This window comes from Pseudomonas simiae, from assembly GCF_900111895.1.
Classification (GTDB): domain Bacteria; phylum Pseudomonadota; class Gammaproteobacteria; order Pseudomonadales; family Pseudomonadaceae; genus Aquipseudomonas; species Aquipseudomonas simiae.
The window spans coordinates 58,958-85,430 of record NZ_FOKB01000006.1 but is presented as its reverse complement, the minus strand read 5'-3'; the positions used below and the strand labels follow the sequence as shown (position 1 = coordinate 85,430).

Annotated in this window: 25 protein-coding genes and 1 tRNA gene; 17 read left to right on the top strand and 9 right to left on the bottom strand. The window is 55.3% G+C overall.

What is annotated here, in order from left to right; translation table 11 throughout:
- Positions 1 to 124 precede the first annotated feature (124 nt).
- Positions 125 to 1,126, top strand: coding sequence for a GGDEF domain-containing protein (locus BMZ57_RS19195; RefSeq protein WP_010214174.1), 1,002 nt, complete (start codon positions 125 to 127; stop codon positions 1,124 to 1,126).
- Positions 1,127 to 1,128: 2 nt separating this feature from the next.
- On the opposite strand, the gene BMZ57_RS19190 is transcribed toward BMZ57_RS19195, so the two are convergent.
- From BMZ57_RS19190 to gabD, 3 genes are all read right to left on the bottom strand, one after another.
- Positions 1,129 to 2,337, bottom strand: a complete 1,209-nt coding sequence (locus tag BMZ57_RS19190) for an HDOD domain-containing protein (RefSeq protein WP_010214176.1) — start codon at positions 2,335 to 2,337, stop codon at positions 1,129 to 1,131.
- 139 nt (positions 2,338 to 2,476) lie between these two features.
- Positions 2,477 to 3,754, bottom strand: coding sequence for a 4-aminobutyrate--2-oxoglutarate transaminase (gene gabT, locus BMZ57_RS19185; protein ID WP_021491636.1), 1,278 nt, complete (start codon positions 3,752 to 3,754; stop codon positions 2,477 to 2,479).
- A 180-nt stretch (positions 3,755 to 3,934) separates the two neighbouring features.
- A complete protein-coding gene (gabD, locus tag BMZ57_RS19180; protein WP_010214182.1) occupies positions 3,935 to 5,377 on the bottom strand; it encodes an NADP-dependent succinate-semialdehyde dehydrogenase in 1,443 nt (480 codons plus the stop codon).
- A 371-nt stretch (positions 5,378 to 5,748) separates the two neighbouring features.
- Here gabD and BMZ57_RS19175 point away from each other — a divergent pair.
- The 13 genes from BMZ57_RS19175 (at position 5,749) to BMZ57_RS19120 (ending at position 17,559) form a co-directional block, all read left to right on the top strand.
- Positions 5,749 to 5,825 (top strand) — tRNA-Arg (locus tag BMZ57_RS19175).
- A gap of 167 nt (positions 5,826 to 5,992) precedes the next feature.
- Complete coding sequence (locus tag BMZ57_RS19170; protein WP_069672859.1) at positions 5,993 to 7,228, top strand: tyrosine-type recombinase/integrase; 1,236 nt, start codon at positions 5,993 to 5,995, stop codon at positions 7,226 to 7,228.
- Positions 7,229 to 7,717: 489 nt separating this feature from the next.
- On the top strand, positions 7,718 to 7,966 hold the full coding sequence (locus BMZ57_RS19165; protein ID WP_074900602.1) for a helix-turn-helix domain-containing protein: 249 nt from the start codon (positions 7,718 to 7,720) through the stop codon (positions 7,964 to 7,966).
- Positions 7,967 to 8,085: 119 nt separating this feature from the next.
- Positions 8,086 to 8,319 carry a helix-turn-helix transcriptional regulator gene (locus BMZ57_RS19160; protein ID WP_047279826.1) on the top strand — a complete coding sequence of 78 codons (234 nt, stop codon included), beginning with the start codon at positions 8,086 to 8,088 and terminating at the stop codon, positions 8,317 to 8,319.
- On the top strand, positions 8,316 to 8,621 hold the full coding sequence (locus BMZ57_RS19155; protein ID WP_069672860.1) for a hypothetical protein: 306 nt from the start codon (positions 8,316 to 8,318) through the stop codon (positions 8,619 to 8,621). The genes BMZ57_RS19160 and BMZ57_RS19155 overlap by 4 nt, the downstream gene beginning before the upstream one ends.
- Positions 8,622 to 8,668: 47 nt before the next feature.
- The gene (locus BMZ57_RS29275; protein WP_139136458.1) at positions 8,669 to 9,154 is read left to right on the top strand and encodes a hypothetical protein; all 486 of its coding nucleotides are present in this window, start codon (positions 8,669 to 8,671) and stop codon (positions 9,152 to 9,154) included.
- A complete protein-coding gene (locus BMZ57_RS19150; RefSeq protein WP_069672861.1) occupies positions 9,151 to 9,435 on the top strand; it encodes a hypothetical protein in 285 nt (94 codons plus the stop codon). The genes BMZ57_RS29275 and BMZ57_RS19150 overlap by 4 nt, the downstream gene beginning before the upstream one ends.
- Complete coding sequence (locus BMZ57_RS19145) at positions 9,432 to 9,704, top strand: DUF3077 domain-containing protein (protein ID WP_069672862.1); 273 nt, start codon at positions 9,432 to 9,434, stop codon at positions 9,702 to 9,704. The genes BMZ57_RS19150 and BMZ57_RS19145 overlap by 4 nt, the downstream gene beginning before the upstream one ends.
- Positions 9,701 to 12,589, top strand: a complete 2,889-nt coding sequence (locus BMZ57_RS19140; protein WP_069672863.1) for a DUF927 domain-containing protein — start codon at positions 9,701 to 9,703, stop codon at positions 12,587 to 12,589. Before BMZ57_RS19145 ends, BMZ57_RS19140 begins: the two co-directional genes overlap by 4 nt.
- Before the next feature lie 98 nt (positions 12,590 to 12,687).
- A complete protein-coding gene (locus BMZ57_RS19135; protein ID WP_069672864.1) occupies positions 12,688 to 13,530 on the top strand; it encodes a coiled-coil domain-containing protein in 843 nt (280 codons plus the stop codon).
- 63 nt (positions 13,531 to 13,593) lie between these two features.
- Complete coding sequence (locus BMZ57_RS19130; protein ID WP_069672865.1) at positions 13,594 to 13,821, top strand: hypothetical protein; 228 nt, start codon at positions 13,594 to 13,596, stop codon at positions 13,819 to 13,821.
- A 281-nt stretch (positions 13,822 to 14,102) separates the two neighbouring features.
- A complete protein-coding gene (locus BMZ57_RS19125; RefSeq protein ID WP_069672866.1) occupies positions 14,103 to 16,301 on the top strand; it encodes a hypothetical protein in 2,199 nt (732 codons plus the stop codon).
- Between the two features lie 328 nt (positions 16,302 to 16,629).
- Complete coding sequence (locus BMZ57_RS19120) at positions 16,630 to 17,559, top strand: RES family NAD+ phosphorylase (protein ID WP_175439650.1); 930 nt, start codon at positions 16,630 to 16,632, stop codon at positions 17,557 to 17,559.
- Positions 17,560 to 17,697: 138 nt separating this feature from the next.
- On the opposite strand, the gene BMZ57_RS19115 is transcribed toward BMZ57_RS19120, so the two are convergent.
- The 3 genes from BMZ57_RS19115 to BMZ57_RS19105 all read right to left on the bottom strand — a co-directional run bounded on the left by BMZ57_RS19115 (position 17,698) and on the right by BMZ57_RS19105 (position 20,823).
- Positions 17,698 to 18,165 (bottom strand): hypothetical protein, encoded by a 468-nt coding sequence (locus tag BMZ57_RS19115; protein WP_217628726.1) that lies wholly within the window; start codon positions 18,163 to 18,165, stop codon positions 17,698 to 17,700.
- A gap of 258 nt (positions 18,166 to 18,423) precedes the next feature.
- Complete coding sequence (locus tag BMZ57_RS19110) at positions 18,424 to 19,686, bottom strand: hypothetical protein (protein ID WP_069672868.1); 1,263 nt, start codon at positions 19,684 to 19,686, stop codon at positions 18,424 to 18,426.
- Between the two features lie 3 nt (positions 19,687 to 19,689).
- Positions 19,690 to 20,823 carry a nucleoid-associated protein gene (locus BMZ57_RS19105; RefSeq protein ID WP_069672869.1) on the bottom strand — a complete coding sequence of 378 codons (1,134 nt, stop codon included), beginning with the start codon at positions 20,821 to 20,823 and terminating at the stop codon, positions 19,690 to 19,692.
- 1,009 nt (positions 20,824 to 21,832) lie between these two features.
- Between BMZ57_RS19105 and BMZ57_RS19100 the strand changes: the two genes are divergently transcribed.
- From BMZ57_RS19100 to BMZ57_RS19090, 3 genes are all read left to right on the top strand, one after another.
- Positions 21,833 to 22,033, top strand: a complete 201-nt coding sequence (locus tag BMZ57_RS19100; RefSeq protein WP_074900599.1) for a KTSC domain-containing protein — start codon at positions 21,833 to 21,835, stop codon at positions 22,031 to 22,033.
- Between the two features lie 95 nt (positions 22,034 to 22,128).
- Entirely contained in the window at positions 22,129 to 22,971 is an 843-nt protein-coding gene (locus tag BMZ57_RS19095) for a DUF4062 domain-containing protein (RefSeq protein ID WP_069672870.1), read from the top strand.
- 16 nt (positions 22,972 to 22,987) lie between these two features.
- Complete coding sequence (locus BMZ57_RS19090) at positions 22,988 to 23,209, top strand: hypothetical protein (RefSeq protein WP_069672871.1); 222 nt, start codon at positions 22,988 to 22,990, stop codon at positions 23,207 to 23,209.
- Between the two features lie 243 nt (positions 23,210 to 23,452).
- On the opposite strand, the gene BMZ57_RS19085 is transcribed toward BMZ57_RS19090, so the two are convergent.
- From BMZ57_RS19085 to BMZ57_RS19075, 3 genes are all read right to left on the bottom strand, one after another.
- The gene (locus BMZ57_RS19085; RefSeq protein WP_069672872.1) at positions 23,453 to 24,046 is read right to left on the bottom strand and encodes a hypothetical protein; all 594 of its coding nucleotides are present in this window, start codon (positions 24,044 to 24,046) and stop codon (positions 23,453 to 23,455) included.
- Positions 24,043 to 24,615, bottom strand: a complete 573-nt coding sequence (locus BMZ57_RS19080; RefSeq protein WP_010214223.1) for an RNA polymerase sigma factor — start codon at positions 24,613 to 24,615, stop codon at positions 24,043 to 24,045. The genes BMZ57_RS19085 and BMZ57_RS19080 overlap by 4 nt, the downstream gene beginning before the upstream one ends.
- Before the next feature lie 152 nt (positions 24,616 to 24,767).
- Positions 24,768 to 26,408, bottom strand: coding sequence for a vWA domain-containing protein (locus tag BMZ57_RS19075; protein ID WP_069672873.1), 1,641 nt, complete (start codon positions 26,406 to 26,408; stop codon positions 24,768 to 24,770).
- Positions 26,409 to 26,473 lie beyond the last annotated feature (65 nt).

Genomic DNA, 26,473 nt, shown 5'->3' with positions numbered 1-26,473 from the left:
CAATCGGCACTATTGACGGAACTTCACCGCAATTACCCTCTCTCAATGAACACTTCGCCATCATGGTGGCCCCTTGTAGCGACCGCTGCTCCAGCCTGCGGCGCGCCCAGAGAGAGTTGTGCCGATGGTTCACGAAAATCCTTATTTGCCCGATCCTCCCACCGCTGAACATCCGCGTCCGGCTGCGGCTGCGACCCTGTTGGCGCTGGTGCATGCCCAGGGTGAAGTCGAGCGGTTGAGCGAGCGGGAACAACTGCTGAGTTCGATGTTGGTGAGTGTCAACGCCGTGCTCTGGGCCATGGATTGGGAAACGCGCCGGGTGCTCTACGTAAGCCCGGCCTACGAGCGCGTGTTCGGACGCTCTGCCGGCCTGCTGCTGGCCGATCATCGGGAATGGCGCAACAGCATTCACCCCGAAGACCTCGACTATGCCGAACACAGCCTGGCCCGCGTGCTGGAACGGGGCGCCGTGGAGGACCGTGAGTACCGCATCATCACCGCTGACGGGCAGATCCGCTGGTTGAGCGACAAATGCTACATCAACCAGCGGGTCGAGCCCGGAGAACCGTTGATCGTGGTGGGCATGGCCGAAGACATCACCGAAAAGAAACAGATGGAGCTGGAGCTGCATCGCCTGGCCACCACCGATGTGCTGACCCAGAGCAGTAACCGCCGGCACTTCTTCGAGTGCGCCAACCTGGCCTTCGACACGGCCTGTGCCAAAGGAGAACCGCTGGCCTTCCTGCTGCTGGACATCGATGACTTCAAAGACGTCAACGACAGCTACGGCCACCTGGAGGGTGATCAAGTGTTGCGGCGTATCGCCGAGAGCGGTCGCGGGGTATTGCGCCGTGGTGATCTGTTCGGACGCATTGGCGGCGAAGAGTTCGCCGCCGTCCTGCCCGGCTGCGCCCCGGAGATGGCCTTGCAAGTGGCTGAGCGGTTGGGCCGGGAGATTCAGGAACTGAGCTTCAGCTATGAGGGCCAGGCGTTCAGCGTGACCATCAGTCAGGGCCTGGCCAGCCTCACCGAGGCAGATTCGACCCTGGACAGCCTGTTCGCCCGCGCCGATGCCGCCATGTACGAGGCCAAACGCTTGGGCAAGAACCGCGTGGTGGCCGGCTGACGCTAAGCCTTGCGGATCCGCGTCAATTCCGCCAACCCGACCCTGAGCAATCGCGCAGTCTTGCTTCTGGCCAGCTCTTCCAAGCCTTCATGCTCAGTCAAACGCGCCATCTGCGCCGCCAGGTTCACTACCAGCGCTTCCCGGGCATACACGCCGCCCTCCAACGCATAAATCGCCGCGATCAACTGGCGCAGTTCCAGTGGCAAACGCCAACGTGTGCGCAGCGCTGAACCATAGGCCGCGCCAAAGGTGTAGAGAGACTCGCCAATCGCTTCGTCATCCAGCGCACCACCGCCCTGGCGCCAGTTTTCCAGGCAGCGCAATAGCGCCAGGTCGCCGAGCCGATGGAGGATGCCGGCGCTGTAACAGCGTTCGTGGTCCAGCTCCAGCATGCGCGCCAGCCGCCGAGCGTAGTCGGCGGTGTCCAGGGACAATTGCCAGTGGCGCTCGGCATAGGCCACCAAAGCCGGGTCCCCCAGCACCACGTTGTGTTTGAGCGCCAGGCCGAGGATCAGGTTCATACTTTGCCCCGGCACCAGCTTATGCAGGGCAGCGGGCAAGGTTTGCACGGGTGTGCCGTGATGGCCGGCGCTGTTGGCGGCGGCGATCAGCACGGCGGTGATTTGCGGGTCCATGCGCACCTGGTCTTCCAGGCGCTTGAGATCCAGGCCATCGGGGCCGAGGCTGTGTTGCACGGCGGCCTTCACATCGACTCGCAAGGGTGCGCCATCGGACGCTTCGCGGCGGCGCTCCAGGAACACAGGCAAGGTCATGCCGGGCGCCAGCGGCGGAACCTCGCAGTACACCGTTTCGCCTTCGTTGAGCAGCAGGTCTTGCAGGCGCTGGGTCAGGCCTTCCATGTTCAGCGGTTTGGTCAGGTACGCCGTGGGCGCCAGGGGCAAGGCTTCGCGCACGCTGGCGCTGTCATTGCGGCTGCTCAGCAGAATGAACGGCAACGCCGGCGAGCGGCGCTGCTGGCGCACGTTGCGCAGCAGGCTCAGACCATCGACGCCCGGAAGCTCCCAATCGGCCAGGATCAGATCGTAGTTTTTTTCTCGCAGCAACGTCACCGCGTGCTGCCCATCGGCACACACATCCAGCCGCGCATCGCAGCGCACATTCAACAACACCTGCTTGAGCAGGTCCCGCGACCAGGGGTCCGCCTCGGCAATCAACACGCGGGGTACAGCGGGTAAATCAACAGCAGTCATCCAGCACGCTCCATCGGCAATGCTGCAACCTTAGACAATGCAGACGCCCAGGTACAATGAACACGGCCTGAATGTGCGGCAATGGGCATAAAAAAACCCGCCGAAGCGGGTTTTTTCTGTCGATCAGGTCAATTTCCGCTTACAGCTCGGAGAAGCACTCTTCGATGATCGCCAAGCCTTTGTCCAACTGCTCGTCCGGCGAGGTCAGCGGGACCAGTACGCGCAACACGTTGCCGTAGGTGCCGCAGCTCAACAGGATCAGGCCCTTTTCACGCGCCTTGGCCACCACGGAGGCAACGGCAGCGGCGTTTGGCTTATGGGTGTCGCCGTCGTCAAACAGCTCAACCGCGATCATTGCGCCCAGAGCCCGCACTTCGCCGATCACCGGGTACTTGGCCTGGATCGCTTTCAGACCGGTCACCAGACGCTCGCCGACAGCCTTGCAGCGGTCCAGCAGGTGCTCTTCTTCGAACACTTCCATCACGGCCAGGGCCGCAGCGCAGGCGATCGGGCTACCCGCGTAGGTGCCGCCCAGGCCGCCTGGCGCGATGGCGTCCATGTATTCGGCCTTGCCGCACACACCGGCCAGCGGGAAACCGCCAGCGATGGATTTGGCGAAGGTGGTCAGGTCGGCAGCAACGCCCATCTGCTCCATGGCGAAAAAGGTGCCGGTACGGCCGGCACCGGTTTGCACTTCGTCGGCGATCAGCAGGATGCCGTGCTTGTCGCACAGTTCGCGCAGGCGCTTCATGAAGGATTTGGGCGCGACGTAGAAACCGCCTTCACCCTGCACCGGTTCGATAATGATGGCGGCGATGTCACGCGGCTCGGCATCGTTCTTGAAGATGCGTTCGATGCTGGCGATGGCGTCGTCGTCGCTCACACCGTGCAGTTCGTTCGGGAACAGCGCGCGGAACACGCCACCTGGCATCAGGCCCATGCCTGCCGAGTAAGGCACAACTTTACCGGTGAGGCCCAGGGTCATCATGGTGCGGCCGTGGTAGGCCCCGGTGAAGGCGATCACGCCAGCACGGCCGGTGGCAGCACGGGCGATTTTCACGGCGTTTTCGACAGCTTCGGAACCGGTGGTGACCAGCAGGGTTTTCTTGGCGAAATCACCTGGGACCTTGGCGTTGATTTTCTCGCACAGCTCCACGTAAGGCTCGTAGGCCAGGACCTGGAAGCAGGTGTGAGTCAGCTTGTTCAGTTGCTCGGTCACGGCCGCGATGATTTTCGGGTGCACGTGGCCGGTGTTCAGCACGGCGATACCGCCGGCGAAGTCGATGAACTCGCGACCTTCAACGTCGGTCACGGTGGCGTTCTTCGCGGATTCGGCGAAGATCGGGTGAATCTGGCCAACACCGCGTGGTACAGCGGCTTCGCGGCGCTTCATCAGGGATGCGTTGGTCTTGCTCATAAAGTCCTCATTCGCCACTCATCGGGTGGCGTGGTCCAAGGAATACGTGGCGGGGAGGCAACTACGGCAGCATGCGATGATCGACTGCCACAGCTTTCCCGGCCACTACGAATTACGCGGTGAAACACGCAAAGGGACAGCGCTCTCGTGCCCTCTGCGTTTGCGGCAAACTCGTGCTGGTCAGATGCCCAGGCAGAGGTATTTGATTTCCAGGTAATCCTCGATCCCGTATTTGGAACCTTCACGGCCCAGGCCCGAAGCCTTGATACCGCCGAACGGCGCCACTTCGTTGGAGATCAACCCGGTGTTGACGCCGACCATGCCGTATTCCAGGGCTTCAGCCACACGGAACACACGGCCCAGGTCGCGGGCATAGAAATAAGAGGCCAGGCCGAACTCGGTGTCGTTGGACATCGCGATCACTTCGGCTTCGTCCTTGAAGCGGAACAGCGGTGCCAGCGGACCAAAGGTTTCTTCCTTGGCGACGGCAGCGTCTTTCGGCACGTTGGTGAGGATGGTCGGCTCAAAGAAGTTGCCTTCCATCACCTTGCCACCGGCCAGCAACGTGGCGCCTTTTTTCAGGGCGTCAGCGATGTGTTCCTGCACCTTGGCCACGGCTTTTTCGTCGATCAGCGGGCCGGTGGTGGTGCCTTCTTCCAGACCGTTGCCGATCTTCAACTTGGCCACGGCCACTTTGAGTTTTTCGGCAAAGGCGTCGTACACCGAATCCTGGATGTACAGGCGGTTGGCACAGACGCACGTCTGGCCGTTGTTGCGGTACTTGGAGATGATCGCGCCTTCGACAGCCTTATCCAGGTCCGCGTCGTCGAACACGATGAACGGCGCGTTGCCGCCCAGTTCCAGGGAGACTTTCTTGATGTCCTTGGCGCATTCGGCCATCAGCTGGCGACCGATTTCGGTCGAACCGGTGAAGGACAATTTGCGCACGATCGGGTTGCTGGTCAGCTCGCCGCCGATGTCGCCGGCACTGCCGGTGACCACACTCAGCACGCCTTTCGGGATACCGGCACGGTGCGCCAGTTCAACCAGGGCCAGTGCCGAAAACGGCGTTTGCGAAGCAGGCTTGATCACCATGGTGCAACCGGCGGCCAGGGCCGGGCCGGCTTTACGGGTGATCATCGCCGCCGGGAAATTCCACGGGGTGATCGCCGCGGTCACGCCGATCGGCTGCTTGATCACGATCAGGCGCTTGTCAGGCTGGTGGCCAGGGATCACATCGCCGTAGATGCGCTTGGCTTCTTCGGCAAACCATTCGATAAAGGAAGCGGCGTAAACGATCTCGCCCTTGGCTTCGGCCAGCGGCTTGCCTTGTTCGAGCGTCATCAGGCGGCCGAGGTCGTCCTGGTTCTCGATCAGCAGTTCGAACCAGCGGCGCAGCTTGTTGGCGCGCTCCTTGGCGGTCAGTGCACGCCAGGCCGGCAGCGCCTTGTCAGCGGCTTCGATAGCGCGGCGGGTTTCAGCGGCGCCCATCTTTGGCACAGTACCGAGAATCTCGCCCGTGGCAGGGTTATTGACCTTGAGGGTCTGACCGTTGTCCGCATCGACCCAAGCGCCATCGATAAAGGCTTGCTGGCGGAACAACTGGGCATCTTTAAGCTGCATGTCGGCTTTCCTTAACAGCACCGCGCGCACGCGGAGCGAATTAGAGTTGTTGAAAGGCGCCTTGTGGGCTGCCGTCAGGGAAATCAGCCCCAGCGCGCAAGAAAAGTGAAGGAGCGCACGGGAGACAGAGCGTTTGAAATCTCAAACGAATCCTAGGATCAATGGGGGTACAGGGCAATAGTCTGTTCGAAAAAAAGAACGAAAACGGCGCATTTAGCAGATTTATCTGATCAGCGTCGCCGAGCCGGGTTCCCCCGCCCTGATCGGTAGCGCCCGGCTTAGGGCCTCTGTACGGCAAATGCCTACACATGAACGCCCAAAGACCAGCATGGACGCCCAAGGTCGACATGGGTATGATGTCGCCCGCACAAGCATCCGTAGCTCAGCTGGATAGAGTACTGCCCTCCGAAGGCAGGGGTCGTGGGTTCGAATCCCGCCGGGTGCACCATATAGCAGTCTCTGGCTGTCTCAGACAGTCTACGAAACACCCCAAGAAGCCCGCCCTGTGCGGGTTTTCTTGTTTCTGGCTATCCGTCCCTGTCTACCCCTATAACTTCCCGCCGTGTATGCCCACGTGTATGCTTTGAGATTCCTATAACTGGAGGCATACAGGAAGTGAAGCGCACTGAAATCAAACGCCGCCCCTTAGCAGACACCACGCTTGCAGGCCTGGAGCCTGAGCAAACAACGTATCGGGAGCAGGACGGGAATGGCCTGTACTTCCGGGTGAAACCTAACGGGCAGAAATCATGGGAGCTGCGCTACAAAAAGCCAGACGGAAAATGGTCTTGGCTGGGTCTCGGCGGCTACCCGGACATCAGTGGCTCATTGGCGAGACAGAAAGCAGCTCAACTGCGTGAAGACGCATCGACCGGCAAAAATCCATTGGTGAGCAAGCAGGCTCGGAAGGTTGCAGACCAGGTTGCTGCCAACAACACCTTTGAAGCGTTAGGGCGCGAGTGGTTTGAGGCCAGACGCACAAGTTGGGAATCAGGTACGTCTCGTCGGGTACTTGGCGCACTTGAGCTTCATGTGTTCCCCGTCTTCGGAAAACGCGTGTACACAGAAATATTGCCCCTGGAATGGATGGAGTTTCTACGCGGCATGGAGCAGAAGGGGATCATTGAACAAATGGGCCGAGTTCGTGCCTTTTGCAAAGAGATCTATGACCTGGCCCGCGTAACAGGACGAGCCGTCCACAACCCCCTTGAAGGTCTCAGCAAATTCCTGCAATCACGTAGCGCTGAAAACTATGCACACGTTTCGACTGAAGAACTGCCTGCGCTACTTCGAGCAATCAACTCCTACCCTCACGCAAAGGACGTTCGTATAGGGCTTCGCTTGCTTTCTTTATTAGCATCGCGCCCGAGCGAAATCCGAGAAGCACGCTGGTCAGAAATCGATCTCTCCAAAAAGCTATGGACGATCCCAGCCGAACGAATGAAACGTCGTCGCGAACATGTGGTGCCTCTCTCTCGGCAGGCAATCGAAGCGCTCACTGAGTTACGAACACTTACAGGTGCGTACCCTCTCCTATTTCCAGGCAGGAAAGACAGGACAATCCCCCGTAGCAACACCGTCTTTCTAATGGCGCTCCGCAGACTGGGATATGCCGGTCGGCAAACAGGCCACGGCTTTCGTCACATCGCGAGCACCATACTCAATGAGCAGGGTTTCGATGAGAATCACATTGAGGCCCAGCTCTCTCACGCAAAGGAAGGAATAGCAGGGGTGTACAACAAAGCGGTTTACCTGCCTCAGCGCAGAGTGATGATGCAGTGGTACGCAGATCATCTGGATGAGCTAGTAGATGGCAATATTATTCAGGGACAGTTTGGCAAGGCGGGTTGAATACACCAACCGCACACCCATCAAAATCGGTGTTACTGGTGTTACGCACGTTACGCATACGATTAATCAATTGATTTTATTAAATATTTCTTGCGTAACACGCATTAAAAGAGATCCGCACATCATGTGTTACGCGTCAAAAGCGTGTTACGCCTAAGGCGCCCAAAACCTCTGGCGGCCATCTCTTATTGGTCGCCCCACGCTGAGGATGGGCCGCTGTTATCGGACTACCAGAAGGGGCTCAGGGGACTACCGTTCGTCGGGACTTCACTGGGTTTCATTTCTCACTTTCCAATTTTTAACTGTATAGAAAACCAGTAGGGCAAGGTAGGACAGCCCCGAAAAAAACTGAAACTTTGCTGCGATCTTGCTCACTTAAATTGCCTTATCCATAAACCCCGCGTCGAAAACTATAAAAATAAAACTTTTAAAAAATAGAAAATCGTTTACATAGCTGGGGCCTGTACGAACTACGACAGGAAACGCGCTATGCAGCCTCACGACACTTCAGACCACTCCACTACCTCTCTCACCCCTGCTTGTTTGCTCACTACCGACCAAGTCGCTAATGCACTAGGCCTGTCCAGCCGAACGCTTGCCGCCTGGCGAAGTTCTCGCATCAACTCACTTCCCTATATCAAAACCGGGTCTCGGGTTCGTTATCGCTCCCAAGACGTGGTCGCGTGGCTTGAAACCCAACTGCGCTCACCTGCAAAAACCGCTGGAGACAGGACCTGATGAGCGCCCCAAAGCAATCTGCAAAAGTTGTGGGGCTCGCCCCCTCCACTCCACGAGAAAGTCACCAAAAGGCCCCTAGCGGATCCGCATGCTTGCCGATCAGCGCGCCTCACACAGAAATGGGACAGTTCGATCCGGCCGCCACGCTGATACGCATCAATCAAGTCATAGCCCTTACAGGTATCGGCCGCGCAACGGTTTACAAACTTATGAGCCAGCCAGAGAGCGGCTTTCCTCAAGCGGTGAAGCTCACCGACAGCAATGCGCGCGGGGCTCCGGTCGCGTGGGTATTAGCCGAAATTTTGAATTGGACACGGGCGCGTATCGCGGCCCGCGACAGGGTGGCGGCATGAAAAATCGAGCCGCTAACAACGCCATTTTGCAGCCCTTTTCTGTACTCAGAACAGTCGGATTCTCATCACGCGGTATGCAGCGTTTTGAACGTTACCGCACAGAGCAAAAACGCCTGAACCGGGACGTGATGGTGATGCGATGGAGAGATGGCATCTGGTGCGCATTGTCAGTTCCCTGCCAAGCCCCGCAAGCAATCATCGTCGACGAGGGCCAACAAATCGAAGCCTACGAAGATGCACGCGCCTGCCTCGAAGGCGACCTCTTGCCATTTGTCTCCCTGCGCTGGGACGTCCATGCCTGAAACGAAAACGCCCCCGGCGGCAACCGGAGGCGTTGAGGTAAATCTACATGCCTAATCAATTTATGCCGCATCGAAAAAATTCGCAAGCGATCCACACAGTTGCACTTTCAAAAAACGGACGTTACTCTCTGGCCGTCGCTGCAAATTCAGCGACCGGGTTTGGCGACCCGAGCACATACAGGCGCACAGGCGCCCCCATACCGATTGCAGGCGCTTTTTTTGTGCCCGCATTCCTGCTTTATGGCGGCTGTGCGTGGGAGACCTTCGGGTCTGCCGGGGTCCTGTATGCCCGGTTCGCCAACCCGCGCACAGCTGCCACCCTAATTCGTTTGGCGACGATCAGTGGCAGCTCCTCACATACAGGAGCTTCACCAATGCACGCCCTCAATCCGTCCAAAATTCGCGCTGCCGCTCATCGAGCAATGGCTCTCGCCGCTTTACACGCCAACTCCAGCCTCGCCACACGCCTTTCCCGTTACAACGTCCATATGTCCAAGGCGAGAGCCCTGGAAGCCGAAGGAGGTGCCAAATGAGCATGCTCCAAGGCTTTGCACTGCCCGAGGATCTACTCTGTGTCAGCCAAGACGCCGAAGCCGGTCTGCCTATCGACGCCATCACCTGTGCGCTCGACCGTGCCGACTCCGTTCTCATGCTGTTGGAAGATCACTTAGACGGCGATAAACCCCTGCTTTCCAACCGCGTGCTGTCGTCTGTTATTTGGGACGTGCGCGGCACATTGGGCTTGATCAAAACACTCACCATGTACGGTGATGCGTCCTCTGTGCCGATGGGCCAGAAAGGCGGTGCGCTGTGACCCACTCCAGCACGCGTGGACGCTCCGAGTTCTCCCCTGCCAACGGTAACGGCCAAAACCTGTTTCGGGTAAATTCCGGTATCCCGCTGGAAGACGCACTTGAAGCCGTCTCCCAAATTCTGCACCACGCCAATCAACTGATCCTCGACGCCGCCATCAGCGATGCGGGCGAGCGTTTTAGTTGGCCTGCGTTCTACCTCGGCGAGATGGCCAAAGCGCTGATCGATGACGTGAACGAGGCGTTGCTTGAGTCGAGGATCGCACCATGACTCAGCGCACCGGCAACATCTCAAAACGTCCGAGCTTTGCCGACGTAAAAAATGCCGCCCTGAAGAACATCGATCGCGTCCTTACTCACTGGCTGCCAAACGGCAAACGTGTCGACGGCGGCAAGGAATACACAGCACCGAATCCCACGCGTACCGACAAGCGCGCAGGGTCACTCAAGGTCAATTTGAGCAAAGGCACCTGGGCGGATTTTGCCACCGGCGATAAGGGCGGAGACCTGATCGATTTGGTGCGCTACATCGACGGCGGCACGGACGTTGAAGCCTGCAAAAAACTAGCGGATCTGCTCAACGTCTCCGCTGGTTCCGCGTCCACCAAAAGCGCACCGGCCAAAAGCGCAACGCCGGAGTGGATCGCGATTCAACCGATCCCGGCCGAGGCCATGAACAAGTGTCCAACCAAACACCGACAACACGGTGTTCCGTCCAAAGTATGGATCTATCGCGATGCTCAGGGCCAGCCGGTCATGACGCTGTATCGCTTCGACCTGAGTCCCGATGAAGACGGCAAGCCGCGAAAGGTTTTCGCACCGTTGACCTGGTGCAAGCGCTCCGATGGGCAAACCACGCAATGGCGCTGGCAAGGATTGTTGGAGCCTCGGCCACTGCTGCGCCTGGATGAGCTGGCACAGCGGGCCGATGCGCCTGTGGTGCTATGTGAAGGCGAGAAGGCTGCTGATGCCGCCGCTGAACTGATGCCCGACCATCTAGCCACGTGCTGGCCGAACGGCTCCAACTCTTGGCACAAGGCCGACCTGACGCCACTCAAAGGGCGCACGGTGGTGCTATGGCCGGATAACGATGCTAGCGGCAAGACCTGCATGGACGCCATCGAGCTCAAGTTGATTGAGCTGGGCGTCGCTTCGGTACAACGAGTTTCGCTCGACGTGTTCAAGCTCAAGCCCAGCAGCAAAGGCGGAGAGCCCACGCTCATCAAGGGTGGAAAATGGGCAGACGGCGACGATGCAGCGGATGCGTTAGCCAAAGGCTGGACCGCTGCCCACGTCGCCGAGCTGGTGCGCAGCGGTGAGTTTTTCGGCAGTGCCGCTGAGTCAACTGAACCTCAAGAACAGAAGGCCAAGGCGCCCGCCAAACGCCCTGCGAAATCGAAAAATGACCTATTGCCGGGCGGCTTTCGCCTGACGTCTGAAGGGGTGTTTTATTCCGGCGATGATGGCGAGGCGCGTCCTGTGTGTTCGCCTCTCGAAATCATCGCCCGTACTCGCGACGACAAGGGCCATAACTGGGGGTTATTGGTCGAGTTCGACGACCCGGACGGCGCAAAAAAACGCTGGAACATTCCGGCACGAACCATGACCGGCGACTTCGGCAAGGATGTACTCGGGCCGCTGGTCGACATGGGCCTGCGCCTCGCGGGAAGCCGGTCTGGACGTAACGCACGCAATGATCTGCAGAGTTACCTCGGTGGCTTCGACAGCGCCCAGCGCGCACGTTTGGTAACGCGCCTGGGTTGGCACGACAACGCATTCCTTCTACCCGAACAACAGATCGGCTCACACTCCGAGCACCTGCATTTTTATGAAGCCGGTGCCCAACTGCCACCGATCAGCGAGGCCGGCTCTCTGGAGCAATGGCAGCAACAAATCGGCGCGCTGTGCGTTGGCAACCACCGCTTAGCGTTTGTCGTCTCTGTGGCCTTTGCAGGCCCACTGTTGAACATGCTCGGACATGAGTCGGGCGGCTTCCACCTCTACGGCGACAGCTCCGGCGGCAAGACCACTCACCTGCAAGTCGCTGCATCGGTTTATGGCGGGCCTCGCCTGGTGCGTTCATGGCGCTCGACAGACAACGCGCTGGAGTCCATCGCCGCCGCACACTCAGACGGCCTCCTGGTGCTGGATGAAATCGGCATGTGTGACGCACGCATCATTGGGGAAACGGTGTACATGCTCGGCAACGGCACCGGCAAGGCCCGGGCGAATGATCGAGGACAAGCAGGCCGACAGGTGCAGGAGTGGCGCTTGCTGTTTCTCTCGACCGGCGAGAAGACATTGGCGCAGCACATGGCGGATGCAAACAAGGAGCTGAAAGCCGGTATGGAGGTGCGCATGCTTGCGGTGCCTGCGGATGCGAGCAAAGGCCTCGGCATGTTCGATGTGCTGAATGGTTTTGAGGATGCTGCTGCCCTCTCCGATGCGCTCAAGGCTCGCGTAGCCAAGTACTACGGTACACCCCTCACCGCCTTCCTGGACGCACTGTGCGCACCTGGAGAAATGCTCAGGTGGTCGGTGATCGTTCGCCGAACGGTGGAACAGTTCATCACCCAAAACCTGCCCGCGTCGGCCAGTGGTCAGGCGCAACGTGCCGCCCTTCGCTTCGGCCTCGCCGCAGCGGCCGGCGAGTTGGCCACCGCTTTCGGCGTCACCGGTTGGCCCGATGGAACAGCCACGACCGCCGCAAGGGTGTGTCTGCATGCGTGGCTAGCCGAGCGTGGTGGCGCCGGAAATTTCGAGGGTGATGCGATTTTGGCGCGGCTGAGACAGGTCATCGAGCGCTTTGGAGAAAGCCGCTTTACCCGCTGGGAATCTGCCGCCGCCAAGATCGATGAGCACGGCCCACGCACGATTGATCGGTTGGGCTTTCGCAAGACGATGGAACACGGCATGGGCGACGCACTGCACACCACCAACACCTACTACGTGCTGCCGGAAGCCTGGAGGGCCGAAATCTTCAAGGGCATGAACATCAGTGCGGTGAACAAGGAGTTGCTGCAACGCGGCGTGCTTGAGCCGGGTAGTGACGGCAAGGCCTACAGCTTGATCCGTCTGCCCGGGTTAGGGCCCCAGCGCTGCTACGTGGTGAAGACCGTTCCAGGAACGGACGAAGGCGAGGCCAAGGCCGCCTGACGGCGAGCCTGCTGATCGAGATAGCGCCGGCTCATTACCGGCCTTGCCAGCCATTCGACAACCATCCCTATTAACCGCAGTACCCAGAGACAATACAGATGAACACTATCCAAGAATTGAAAGACCGCCGCGACCAAATGACCCTCGAAGTGGAGAGCATTAAGGGTGACCTGGCTCCCTTCGAAGAGGCGCTGGAAAGCCCGGAGGTTATCCAGCAGGGCCGTCAACGAGCCGTGCAGGATGAAATCAACGATCACAAAAGACGCATCGACTCGCGAAATCTGGAGATCAGCAACCTGAATCAAAAAATTCATCGCCTTGAGAGATTGGCAAACCGTGAGAGCTTGGCTGCGGGATATCTCAGCGATATGGCGAACTGGAAAGCCGACGAGATGGAACTCAACGAAAAGCGCAGCAGCATCGAGACCCGGTTGCAGCAGGTCCGCCAGAGCGATCAGGAAGACATGGCAAAAGCTCGACAAGCTGAAACGGACGCGGGCACCGCTTATGCACAGGCTGTCGCCTGGGGCGATGTAGAGGGCGAAAAAGCGGCTAACGCAGAAGCTCAAAAGGCAGCAAAAAACCTCACGGCTGCGGCTGAGCATCACCGCCGCCAACAACTGCTCATCACCGCACTGGAGCAGGAGCTGGTGACGATTGATCTGCATATCACAGAGGCACAAAAGGAACGCACCGAGATCGAGAATAAAGCGGCTCACCTGGCGAACACTGTGCTGGAAGAACAGTGGAATGAGGCCGCCAAAACACTGCTGGAGACCGGCGGCAAGCTGTGGGCCGCACGCAACCTGATTAGTCGTGACCCGGTTGCACTGATGAAGCTGGATATCCCTGAACTGGGCGAGCACTTTGGAAGCTGGACCTGGCGAGAACTCGCGGCTCGCTCACACCAACACAGCCTGCTTGACCTGTTGGCGGCCTAACTCAAACCTTCCCCGAAGCAACCGGCGAGGGTCGGCTGCTTCGGGCCAACCATCGGTCTAAACATGAATGAACCACCACAGAACAGCGCTCAGATGCCGGATTACCTAAAGACCCGAAAGCTGCATTTGAACGGAATAATTGCCGGCATGGCGGGCGTGAAAAAGCTCAACGCAAGGGCAAACACTGACACTAGAGTTGAGACGCTCACGATTGGTGCAATCAAGGCAGAGCTTGCCTTCATTGACCTTCAACTCAAAAGAAGGGCGACTGATAAAGAGGCGGAAGCTTAAGCTGCTTCCGCTTCGCTAGATCCTCCCACTAAAAACAAGGCTTCCGATTTTTCTGACTTCGGATCTGTAGCGGCTGCGGGCTTATGACCGCTTTCGGCCAGAGGCGAACGTTGGCAAGCGACCGCTACCGGCTTGCGGACTACGAAAGTACGTGTCGATTTAGACCGCCCTTGCGCTTCTCGATCGGGTGGGTCTTGGGACTAACCTGCTTAGCTTTTTCGACTAACTTTAGGCATCATTCCCGATAAATATAAATCTGCCTCACAAAAAGGAGCTTGATGATGCACCGTAATCGACTCAACTTCGCTTTAAAAGAAACCAAATCTTCGGACTGGGCGAGATTTGAGCAATTTGCCTCAGCATTTTTAAGCTCCGAGTATCCAGCAATAAGGACAATGGCTCACCCCTCAGGCGACGAAGGAAGGGACGCGGAACTTTTTTCTCCCGAGGGAGAAACCACAGTAATGCTTCAGTATTCAGTTGCAATGGCTTGGGACCAAAAGATTAAAGGTACAGCAAAAAAGATCAAAAAAAATTTTCCGCACGTTACTGATCTTATTTATGTAACAAATCAGGAGATAGGCGCCAAGGGAGACGAAGTAAAAAAAATACTTAGAAAAGATTATAAATTAAGACTAGATATTTTCGATAAAAACTATTTTCTAGATCGTTACGAAGGAGACGATCACAGAGAGACGGTGGCTGCGTCTTTCGCAAGAGATATAGCTGATCCAATACTTGAGAAGGACCAGGTTCTTGAGAGAAAGCCACAAAAGCTAAACCCCAACGAAAGTCGTGCGGCACTGGTTTTTCTTGAAATGCAATGGGAGGATGACAGTAGAGAAAAGGGGCTGACTAAGCTGGCATTTGATGGTTTGGTTAAAATGGCTTTGCGTAATACATCATCAAACGAGCTCATGCCAAGAGAAGAGATTCACAAATCCATCATTGAAACACTTGCCAACCAGGAGCAAAAAACAGTCATTGATGAAACCAATAAGTCTCTAAATAGACTGACTAAAAAAGTAATAAATCATCACACTATAAATGGGGCAGATTCTTTTTGTTTGAAATACGAGGAATATGAGCGACTACGTGAAAAGCTAGCAGAAAACGCTATTCAGGATCGAAAGCTTAAAGAAGAAATTAAAAAAATATTGCGCGCAATTATCCCGGCATCCGTGATCTCATCTGAAGACGTCGAGTTAGCACTTTGCGATATATGCATGTTAAGTATAGAAAAGTTTCTATTAAATCGGGGGGAATCTTTTGTCCACGCCATTAATAACGGACAGATGGATAAAATTGGTTTCGAAGGACTCGTCGAATTCACTAAAATTGTGCTCAACGATTACGATAAAACCCTGAGAACTGAAGCGCTGCTAAATTTGCTCGCTGCTGCCGTTGAGAGGGTCTTGTCAAGCCCATCAGACTCCATTAACCATCACATTAAAGGGCTCGCGGACTCCTATACCATGCTGGCGTTTCTCCGTGAAACTCCAGATGTGCAAGCTGCTGTGAAAAAAATATTTAGCGAGGGTGAGATTTGGCTAGACACCTCTGCAATACTTCCATTATTCGCCGAAGAGTTGTTGGATGAGGAAGATTGGCAATTCAAAAAATTGATAAAGGCGGCTCATTCTGCCGGCTTAAAATTAAAAGTTACTTCTGGGGTCATTGAAGAAGTAGAGCGCCACATGAATCGTAGCATCGCTTGCTCTCTTAACATTGGCACAAACAATTGGAACGGCTCCTACCCATATCTTTTTTCATTCTATATTGCTAGTGGCGCGGCGCCGTCAGCATTCAACTCTTGGGTTTCAAAATTTAGAGGGACGGCGCGCCCTGAAGATGACGTGGCTGACTATATAAATGAATTCTTCCAGATTGCAATGGATGATATATCTGAAGAAGTTGAAAGCGTGGACGCAGCGTATCGAATCGCCGTCAAGGAAGAATGGATAAGAATTCATGAGGGACGGCGTACTAATTCAAACTCTGACAACATGTTAGCTCTGCGACTTGCGGAGCATGACACCGAAAACTTTGTTGGCGTGATCTCCAGGAGACGCCAGAAAAGCGATATTGCGTTTGGCTACACCAGTTGGTGGCTAACCTTGGATCAAATGGCATTCAGCATCAGTAGTAAGGTCAACTCAAATTACGGAGGAAGGCCTCAGCCTTCTCCGGTGATGAGTGCAGATTTCTTATCAAATTATCTGTCTTTCGGTCCTACCAGAAATCGCGTATCTAAAGACTCGAATGCAGGCCTTCCAATAGCCTTAGATCCGGCGCTTGTCAGTTATATATCACCCGAGCTAGTGCAAATAGCCGATTCTGTCAGAGCGAGCTCTGCTGGCTTAGATGAGCATATAATTAGAAGGAGAGTACGTGATGCTTTGGATTCAGCTCGTCGACGTATTGGTAAAATCACTCAAAACGGGTTGAGCCTTGGCCTTGCTGTGGGAGACGCAAGCTAACTTTACGCAGCATTCGGCGGCTCGCGTAGCTCTTCGAAGCCATTTTAGGCAGAAACAGGAGCCGCACCTTGTAAAGTAGAGATCTCCAAGCCGACCGTCCTACGCGTTAGCGGTCGCTTGCGAATGTCCGCTTCTGGCCGATTTCTGCCGTTCGTGACGGGCAGCAATCGGCCAACAGCCGCCATTGGCAGCAGATTGGGTGGGGAGGTGCTATCCTGCAAACGATATTTTCGGGGCCTCTTTTAGTGTATTGAAGTGCGCCCATTAAAATCAGGCATCTAGGCTCTAACGAGCTACAACCTGACCTCAAATGTTAGGCTTAAAAATTATGAACCTCGACGATTGCGAGTACATTTTTGACAAAGCGCTTAAAAGCAGTTCCGAGGCAGACTTTATCCATATAATCGCTCCTCTCTTCGAGCATTATAAAATTCTCTCACTTATGTATGGCAGGGGAAGTATTTTTTGGCGTGCCCGAGCGATTGAAAGCGAACCATTTTCGAATCTTTCTGAGATGGGCTACCCGCCGGCTGAATTCGCAAAACTTGGTAGGTTTAACGATCGAGGAGTACCTTGCCTTTACATTGCAGCAAGAAAAGAAACAGCGTTAGCTGAAATAGAAGCGAAAGAAGGCCAACTCATTCAGCTGGCCGGTTTCAGGATTTTAAATGAATCACCTATTCGTTTGGCGGTAATTGGGGAGTACTCAAACGTTCAGAAAAATGGCTACATGCACTTTTCTGGTCAAGACCCTGAGATGACGATTTCAAAGTTTATTAATTCGATGCCTCCCGAACAGGCGTTGATGAAAATCTACATCGACAAATTTTTCGCTCACGTGCTTGCAGATCCTAATGCTTCTAGCTCTGGTTATCGCTTCAGTCGTGCTCTCAGCCAAGCAATTTATTCAAAAGTCAACGTAGGGGCGATAGTGTTTCCAAGCGTGAAGGATCGGGGAGGATTCAATTTAGCGGTGAAGGCCATTGAGTCGGATCAGTGCTTTCACAATGTTTCATGCTTGATAGTAAAGATAGGAAAGCTTAGAAGATTTGGCATGATGGAGTTTGAAGTAGTCAAATCAGCTGAGCGTCTAGACGATGACGATAACTTTGTTTGGATGCCTACAGGAAAGTCTTATGAGGTCGGCATATATGGAATGACTCAAGACGAGTATGAGAATGCCACAGCAGGGAAAAATAGTAGAAATGGCCTGCTAAACATGATCCACAAAGTCAGAAACTCTGAAACCCCAGAATAATAGGGCGAGCGCGCAATGATACTTTTACCTTCTTCAGTAAGACGACGACGCTAACCCGCCCCATCACATACGGATGCAGTGGCCAATAAATAACTAAGATGAACACACTCGGCTTGACCTGCAAGATTAGACTTAAGCTCAGCGCCAATATTTTGGGTCACTCTTGAAATTTTCTCGCTCCAGGCGACGAAGCTCTTCGAATCCTTTGGACCTAGCCTTAATCTCAGTCCACGCCTGCGAAAATGCCGGTAGATTTAAATTCGCCTCAATTCCCTCTGACCAACTTCCCCAAACACTCGAAGTAATGCGTCCACGTGATCGAAGCGAGATTTGCTCGTTGGTCAGGTCTACATATCGGTACAGTTCGTCGAAGGCTTCTTCGTATTCATCGTCGTTTAAGCGATCGCCCATTAAAGCCTTTTTCGACAGCTCTCCAGCCAATTCGCGATATTCCTTCCCCAATGCGTCCTCAAATTGAAGTTGCGCGATCTCACGACTGGTCTTTAGCTGGTGTCGAGCGTACCAAACCCCGACCGCAGCTACGCAGGCCGCAAATGCCGAGATTGCACTACCAGCTGCACTAACGATATCTGTAGTTTCAGACACAGGTTTACCTCTGCAATACTCTGATTATGAATCTATCCTGCAAAGGAAGCTTGCAGTGGAGATTTGGAATTAGTTTTTAACTAAAGCATAATAACAATTTTCGCGAGTTAGACATGCCTCGTTTGCGATCCGAATAAATCTTCATTTCGCAGACGCATTTTATTGACTTTTTGTCCGACTGCTGAATCTAACGAAGGGCTAAAATCGGTCAGAAGCAAACATCGCATTTCTTTAGCATTTATATGCGATATCCTCTGTCTAAGGGCTTAGAAAAATCGGGTCAATAGTAGGACCAGCGGCAATTACCGATATGGCAGTAACAACAACCCATAGGAATGAGTTCCAATATTTTACGAGAGCCACCAGCATGGCCCCGGCTGCAGGTAATAACGCCAGTACCTGCAATAGCTGAAATGTACGCCGCAATGAAAGCCCCTGTTTTTCGACTTGCTCAATTGTAATTCTGAGCAGGACCTGAAGCTTCGGGGGATAGGTTTTTATTTTGCCTCTAAAATCGTCGAAAACAACATTGAAGCTATGTAACAAGCGGTCTGTCTGAAGTATTTGATTGTGCAAGATGGCGAGTAAGACCAGCGAAACAACAATCAAGCCTAGTACTAGAACGAACCCTTCAAAAGCGGAAGTACTGTTGTTCAGGACAACCCATCCAGCAAAAGACACCGGGAGTGCAAGCATTTTGCCAGCAATGTCACCCAATACGCCGCTGAGCTTGGTCCCATAGTCGATTTCCGCCTGTGCCAATTCGCGCCGAGCCTTCTCGAAAGAAAAGCTGTAGACGTAAGTTTGTAAATTAGCGCGGTAGGTAGTGAGGACCTCATTCCATTCGCGAACCACTACGAGGAAGTGATTTGGCTCGTTTTCAAACTTCTCAATTACATTTGCAATCGCCATACGGATCATCAGTTTGCGTTCTGAGAGATGAGCCTTGTTCTCATTTTTTCGGTTGAGAATCTCCTCAAGCAAACTGACATGCCTGAGTTCATGGCCAAGAACATGTTCATCAACCTGCGTCGGCAGAAGAAACGTCCTGGGTGGTTTTTCGCCGTCGGGAGGCAAAGCGAAGAACAAATTATATGTATCTGGGCTACTGTCCTTGTCCACACCGATTGCCAACAACGCCAGAAGCTCGATTAACCTACAAACTCGTCTGAGCTTTTTAATTTGTGTTGGTTCGCTAGCGTCGAAATCTGCCCAACCCAAGTCAACGACGTACACGTTCTGCGGAAACTGCCCTTTGCCCAGTGACCCGTTCCGGGCCAAGTCGCTAACGTTTGCGTAAAATCGGCCCGATTCATTCGTAGGTAGGCGTAACTCGATCTCTACGGCACCACCTTCAACTATTTCATGATGCTGGATTTTCCCGAATTCGGGCTGCAGATCCTTGCACGCCTGCAGCGCGGCAGCGATGTCAGTAGTGAGCAATCCTTCATAGGAGACCACACCGCCTTCGATGGCTGGCGCTCCCATTGCCCTATACAGGGCCACGACATTGAAAAACATGGCTTACCCAACCCTGGCCTGCAGCTCTTTTTCAATCAAATCGACCAGTTCCTGGTTCATGTTTGAAAGGGTCAGCTTCTTGCGACTCTCATCGTAATAAACATCGGACGTTGCCTCCTTCCCCAAGGCACCACGTTCGAATTGAAGCGACCAGCTTGCAGCTTCGCCTTTGATCCTGGTCTTCTCCTTCAGCGACTTGGCATTGACAGTAAAGTCCTCAGGGACGCGATGTTTTTCATCGTTGAGATAGTCCTTCAGTCCTGCAATTTCATCGACCAGATCAGGCGGAACGTGCTGAATTGCCGCATGGCAGATCGCATCTAACCGAGCGGGCTTTCCATCCACCAGTCGATCTTGCAAATATCGTACAACCGCCTCTTTCGCCTTGTAAGCAAAGGGCTTGAGCTCTTTATTATTACGGAAGAAACGGCCAACGTAATCAATGGCATTTTTGGTTGCCCGGCCGGATGCCACGCCTTTGGCGCATCCCAAAGCGGAGATGAAATAGTCAGAAGCCTGGCTGTCCCGACCGCGGCTGATAAAGCACAGATAGGTAGAATCAACCTCTTCTACGTCCTCAGCATCTACAACCGTATTGTCTGCAGTAACACCTACGGCTGCGGCAGTAACCGACGCGAATTTCACAAAGTTGATCCTGGCTGCCTGCTGAACAGTTTTCAGGTCCACTTCCTGAATGGCTTTGGGCACGTAGTTTTCATCGAGCTGGATGCCGCCACGCTGTTTGATGCTAGCGACCAGAAAGAAGTCAGACGCACCGGAGGTGTATTGCGCGCAGAGAATGTGGCCCCCAGTGGCCAAGGTTTGGTCCCTCGCCTGCTGGACAAGCTGATCCATTGCTAAGTGGGTTAACGCGATAAATGCAGCCTCATCACCACAGACATTCGCGTAAGCACTAAACCGATCGGGAAACGGACCTTGGCGACCGTCGTCAGCGAATTGTCCGTAGACCACACTGTTTCCTTCTTTACCAATCAGACCGTTGATGCCTTCGACCAGGGACTCTAAAGCTGGGTTTTGTGTGTCGAGGACAACGTCCTTTTTCACCACGTCAGAAACGAGACCTGTATGAGCAATCTTTTTGAAACTGTGGATGATGGCGGTTTTCAGCGTGATCACAAGTCGACTTCCATTTCAGTAATGTCAATGTGAGATTACGAGAGTCAGGGTTGACCTGCAAATGATCATTGGTCTGCCGCCTGCATCCTATAGCGGTCGACCGAACCAACTGAGAGAAACTGACAGCCTAACTGTATATAAAAACAGTATCACTGTCGAGCTCGCTATACTCGCTTGATATTTGTCTGTTAATGGTCGGTAGCTGCCCTTATAGGCAAAAGCCCCTAGGTCGATGACCTCCTGCCTCAATCATCACAAGCCGCTGCTCCAGTGCATCATGGTGTAACACCTATTTGCGATGTAACACGTATATCGGCAAACGAGTCGAAGCTGTATAACACAATATAAGTCCTTTAAAATCATATACTTAAATAAAAGCGTAACACCCGTAACACTCGTAACACGGTTTATTAGGGTATCCCCCCTAGCCCCATTAGTATTGCCCCTCCAGCGAAGCGAGGTCGATCAAGCTCTTGGCTTTGGTTCGATAGTGAGGACCCTGGCGCATTCTTGAAGATACGGGGTAGGGAACCCGCGTGATCGTGGCAGCGGAAAGGTGCCCAGCTTAGTGAACAGGTGAACCGGGTGAACTGCTGTTCACCAGTGCATTTGCCCTATGAATCGGAAAGCCGCTGGGGACCCTGGGCATTTCGGATAGACACGGGGCATAGAACCCGCCGGATCTCGTTAGTGGCTGGGCTCCAAAGTTAGTTGACTGGTTGACTGAGTTGACCGAGCCATCCGTTTACAATCCCGAACAAAACCGAGGACCGATACCGTTCCGGTAAGGATCCCCTTTTTTCTTCAAGATCCTTTCAATTTCAACGATTGAAATTTCAGTAACTTTCAGAACTTCCCACTAACTCAGTCCCGCGGGTTTCATGCCCCGTACCCTCAAGATAGCTCCAGGGGCCCCCGCACGTTTGGGAGAGAAGGCTCCAGACGAGCGCGGCTCAGCTAGTATCAAACGGGTTGGCCTACTGAAAGGCCGCACGTTTGGGAAAATGCTATGGACATGATTGCCGTTCGCTCTGGTGCAATGACCTCTGTGGGTTACGATCCGGACACGAGGAAAATGTGTATCCGCTTTCAACAGGGTCACTCCTATGACTTCTGTAACGTCCCGCCAGCGATACACCAAGGCCTGATGTTAGCGGGATCAAAAGGCTCCTATTACAACCAGTTCATTCGTGATCGATACCGTTGCTGATGGAAGCCTTAACGTGATCCGAAAGCGAAGTTAATTGCCTCCAATGCTATAGGCCATTTACCTACAGATCGATCTTCCAACACAGAGGATGTGCAATGAGCTATACAGCTGAAACCTTCAACGTGATGATCGCCTCACCAGGTGATGTTGCCTCTGAGCGCACCATCGTTCGTGACGTCATCTATGAGTGGAACGCGGTCAATTCAAACGCTCGGAAGATCGTCTTGCTACCCATTGGGTGGGAGTCCCACTCATCTCCAGAAATGGGGGCTTCCCCCCAGGCCATCATCAACAAGCAAATCCTAGGAAAATGCGATCTTCTTATAGGGGTATTTTGGACACGGATTGGTACCCCTACCGATGAATACGCAAGCGGCACCGTTGAAGAGCTAGAAAAGCATATTCAGTCGGGCAAACCGGCAATGCTCTATTTCTCATCTCAACCCGTTGCCATGGACACTGTCGATCTTGATCAGGCTGCCGCGGTTAAGAAATTCAAGACCGACTGCCAAAGTCGTGGACTGTATGAGAGCTATGACAGCCTCAGCGACTTCCGTACGAATCTCTATCGGCACCTTCAGTTGAAGGTCAACGAGCACCCCCTGTTCAACAATGCGGAAAACAGCGGCGTGGGTGAAATATTAGAGTCCAATACATCGATCCCAAAACTATCAGGTGAGGCTAGGATCCTGCTGAAGGAGGCGAGCTTGGATTCCCACGGAACAATTATTCACGTCGAATACATGGAAGGAACGGACGTGCAAACAAACGGCAAAAATCTCATCGCTGAAAAGAGTGATCGAAGAGAAGTCGCAAAATGGGAGCAGGCTATTGCCGAGCTGACCCACGAAGGTCTCATCGTCGGCCAAGGTTACAAAGGTGAGATCTATCAGGTCACAAATCTTGGGTATCAGATCGCAGACATGATCGTCCTATAGACTGTGGAGAATGCTCATGCAAGACGTCTCGCTGCTCGCATCAATGCTCAAGCGCATGAATGAAAACCAACTGGCGCTCGGGGCAGCTATCGAGGAGCTGTCAAACTGGGTTGAGCAAAGAGGATCTACGGAAGTGGCACAGAACATTCGAGGGGCACTGGTTACCCTGGATGAAAATGCAGGATTCATCACTCTTGCGCTCGCCTCACTGGCGGCAGAAGGTCGAACGAATAAGTAACTACTCAACTGGAAAGCACCACATCAGCAACCATTTGGTGTTGCTTTACCCTACGGGGATACCACGAAAAAAGTGGCCAGAGGGAAGCGCCGTGTATGCCCACGTGTATGCCTAACCGAAGCACCACAAAACATACCCAATGAATACGGTGCTCTCACTGCCCAGTTCAAACGACGCCGGGTCACCAGACATAACAAGAAAGCCCCAGCTCAAAACACCTGGGGCTTTTTTACGCGCAGCGATTCAATGTTTCCGCAACGCCTCCAACAACGCCGGCAAGTCTTCCTCAGGAAAACGCTGATGCAACGCCAGCAGCTTCTCATCCGCTGCCTTGCTTTGCCCTGCCGCACGCAGGTTCACAATCTCCTGCAACCCCTCCTCCAACGAAGGCAGCGCCACCGGCGCGCGCTTGCTGAGTTTGGCGCTCGACTCGTCCGCCATTGAGCCCATGACTTGCGCACTCTCGGCCTTGGGCGCGATGGCCAGTCGGGCCACGGGGGCAGGGGCGGACATTGGTGGCGGGGCTGGACGTGCGGCTTGCTCTTGAGGGGCTGAGAAGGTCGCGGTGGAGATTTCGGGTTGCGGCACAGGCGAGCGCATCACTACGCCGATCATCAATGCCACGCCTGCGACGGTGGCGAATGCCATTTGCCAGCGTGGCCGTTGGCAGGCTTGCAGCCAGCGTTGCCACAGGTTCGGCTGCGGGGCTGGGGCTTCGCGGCGGGCGGCGTTGAGGATGAAGGCGTCGAGGGACGCGGGCGGTTCGCCGGTGCTGTGTTGACGGAAATGCTGGAGCAGCACGTCGTCGGGGTCCGGGGTGTGTCGGGAGTCGGTCATGCGGGTATCTCCTCGGCCAGCAGGCGGCGCAGTTTCTGCTGGGCGTAACGCAGGCGGCTTTTGACGGTTTCCAGCGGGGTGCCGGTGAGGGCGGCGATTTGCGGCACTTCGAGGTCGCCGTGCAGGCGCAGCAGGAAGACTTCGCGCTGGTCTTCGGGCAGGCCTTGCAGCGCTGCATCGAGGCGGGCCTGGTCGCGGCTCAGGCTCAGTTGCTGCTCGGGGCCGGCGCTGTCGTCGGCCTGGGCGTGCAATTGCTCGTCGTAGCTGTCGTGCAGCGGGTTGTGGATGCCGTGCTTGCGCCAATGGTCGATCAGGCGGTTGCGGGCGATCTGGAACAGCCATGTGCGAAAACTCGCCCGGCCTTGTGGCTGGGTGGCGCTGCGGATCAGGCTGAGCCAGGTTTCCTGGTAGATTTCCTCGGCCAGTTCGGCCTTGTTGCTCAGGGATACGAGGAATCGGTACAGGCCCTGGCGGTGCCGCGCATACAGGGCTTCGAACGCGGCACTGTCGCCGGTTCGGTAGCGGGCCAGTAGCGCTTCGTCGCTGGGTGAATCATCGGGTACGGCCATGTAGGTGGCGAACTCCTTTCGATGGATCAATGCAGATGACCTGTGGGAGCCGGGCTTGCCCGCGATGCAGAGGCTTCGGTGTTTCAGTCACACCGCAATGATGCTATCGCAGGCAAGCCAGCTCCCACATTGGATCGTCGTTGCATGGGCAATCAGTGTTTGAGGCTTTGGGCCAGTTCCACCAGTTGTACGAACTCATTGCGCAGGCCGAACGGGTCATTGCCTCGGGCCGAGCGGGCCAGTGCAGCGGTGTCCTGCAGGCTCATGCTACCAGTGTAGCGGCCATCGCCCTTGAGCTGTTGGGCGAAGGCAGCGACGGCGGCGGCGAAACGCAGGTCTTCACTGGCCTTGCCCGAAACAGTGCTGATGGGCCGCTCGATCAACTGGCTGTCACCTTCCGCAGCAGGCTTGTAGCGCACACGCAGCATCGCGAGCTCAGCGGATTTATCCTCAGCCGCCGGCACCGCCGCGTAACGCAAAGGCTCCAACCACCCCTTCTCGCCCTTCGGCACAATTTCGTACAACGCCGTTACCGTATGCCCTGCACCGATCTCACCCGCGTCGACCTTGTCGTTGTTGAAATCCTCACGCTTCAAGGCGCGGTTTTCATAGCCGAGCAGGCGATATTCGCTGACGCGTGCGGGGTTGAATTCCACCTGCAGTTTCACATCCCGAGCCACGACCGCCAGGGTCGAACTGAGTTGGTCCACCAACACTTTGCGCGCTTCACGCAGGGTGTCGATGTAGGCGTAGTTACCGTCGCCCGCGTCGGCCAGTTGTTCCATCAGGTGTTCGTTGTAGTTATCCACACCGAAGCCCAGGGTGGTGAGAGACACGCCACTTTTACGCTGCTCTGCGGCCATCTGCTTGAGGCTGTCAAAGTCGCTGATGCCCACGTTGAAGTCACCGTCGGTGGCCAGCAGGATGCGATTGATGCCCTTGTCGATAAAGCCTTCGCGGGCCATCTGGTAGGCGAGTTCGATGCCGGACGCGCCCGCCGTGGAGCCGCCGGCAGTGAGTTGGTCGATGGCGTTGCGGATCTTCTGCTTGTCACGACCCGAGGTAGGCTTGAGCACCACCCGGGATTCACCGGCATACACCACCAACGAAACACGGTCCTGTTCACGCAACTGGTCCACCAGCAATTTCAGCGTGCTTTTGACCAGCGGCAAGCCTTCGCGGCGGTCCATGGAGCCGGACACGTCCACCAGGAACACCAGGTTGGCCGGCGCCAACTGTGCCACGGCGCGGTCGGAGGCCTTGATGCCGATGCGCAGCAACTGGGTGCGAGGGTTCCATGGTGTGGCGGCCACTTCGGTGGTCACGCCGAAGGGCGAGCCGTCGGTGGGCAGTGCGTAGCTGTAGGGGAAATAGTTGACCATTTCCTCCAGACGCACAGCGCCTTCGGGCGGCAGGCTGCCTTGGTTGAGGAAACGTCTTACGTTGGCGTAGCTGCCGGTGTCGACGTCCACGCTGAAGGTTGAAACCGGCGTTTCAGCCACGCGATGCACCGGGTTTTCCGGCAGGTTTTCGTATTGTTCGCGGGGTTCGCTGCGGTATTCCATCGCGATGGAATCCTGCATCATCCTTTGTGCGCTCATGGGCGCAGGCATGGGCATGCGTTTAACCAATGCGCCTTGTACGGGGATACTTTGCAGCTCGGAGACCGGCGCAGCTTCGGCAGGCTCGGCTGCATCATGGGTAGAGGACAGCCCACAACCGGCCAGCGTCACCAGCAAGGTAACGGCAAAGCCCTGGGCAGCAGGACGCAGGAAGAGCAGAGGACGGGACATGGGCTGAACCTCGTGAATGAATGATCCGTTCACAAGGTCAGACGCGAGGGGCTGGCTGTTCGGGT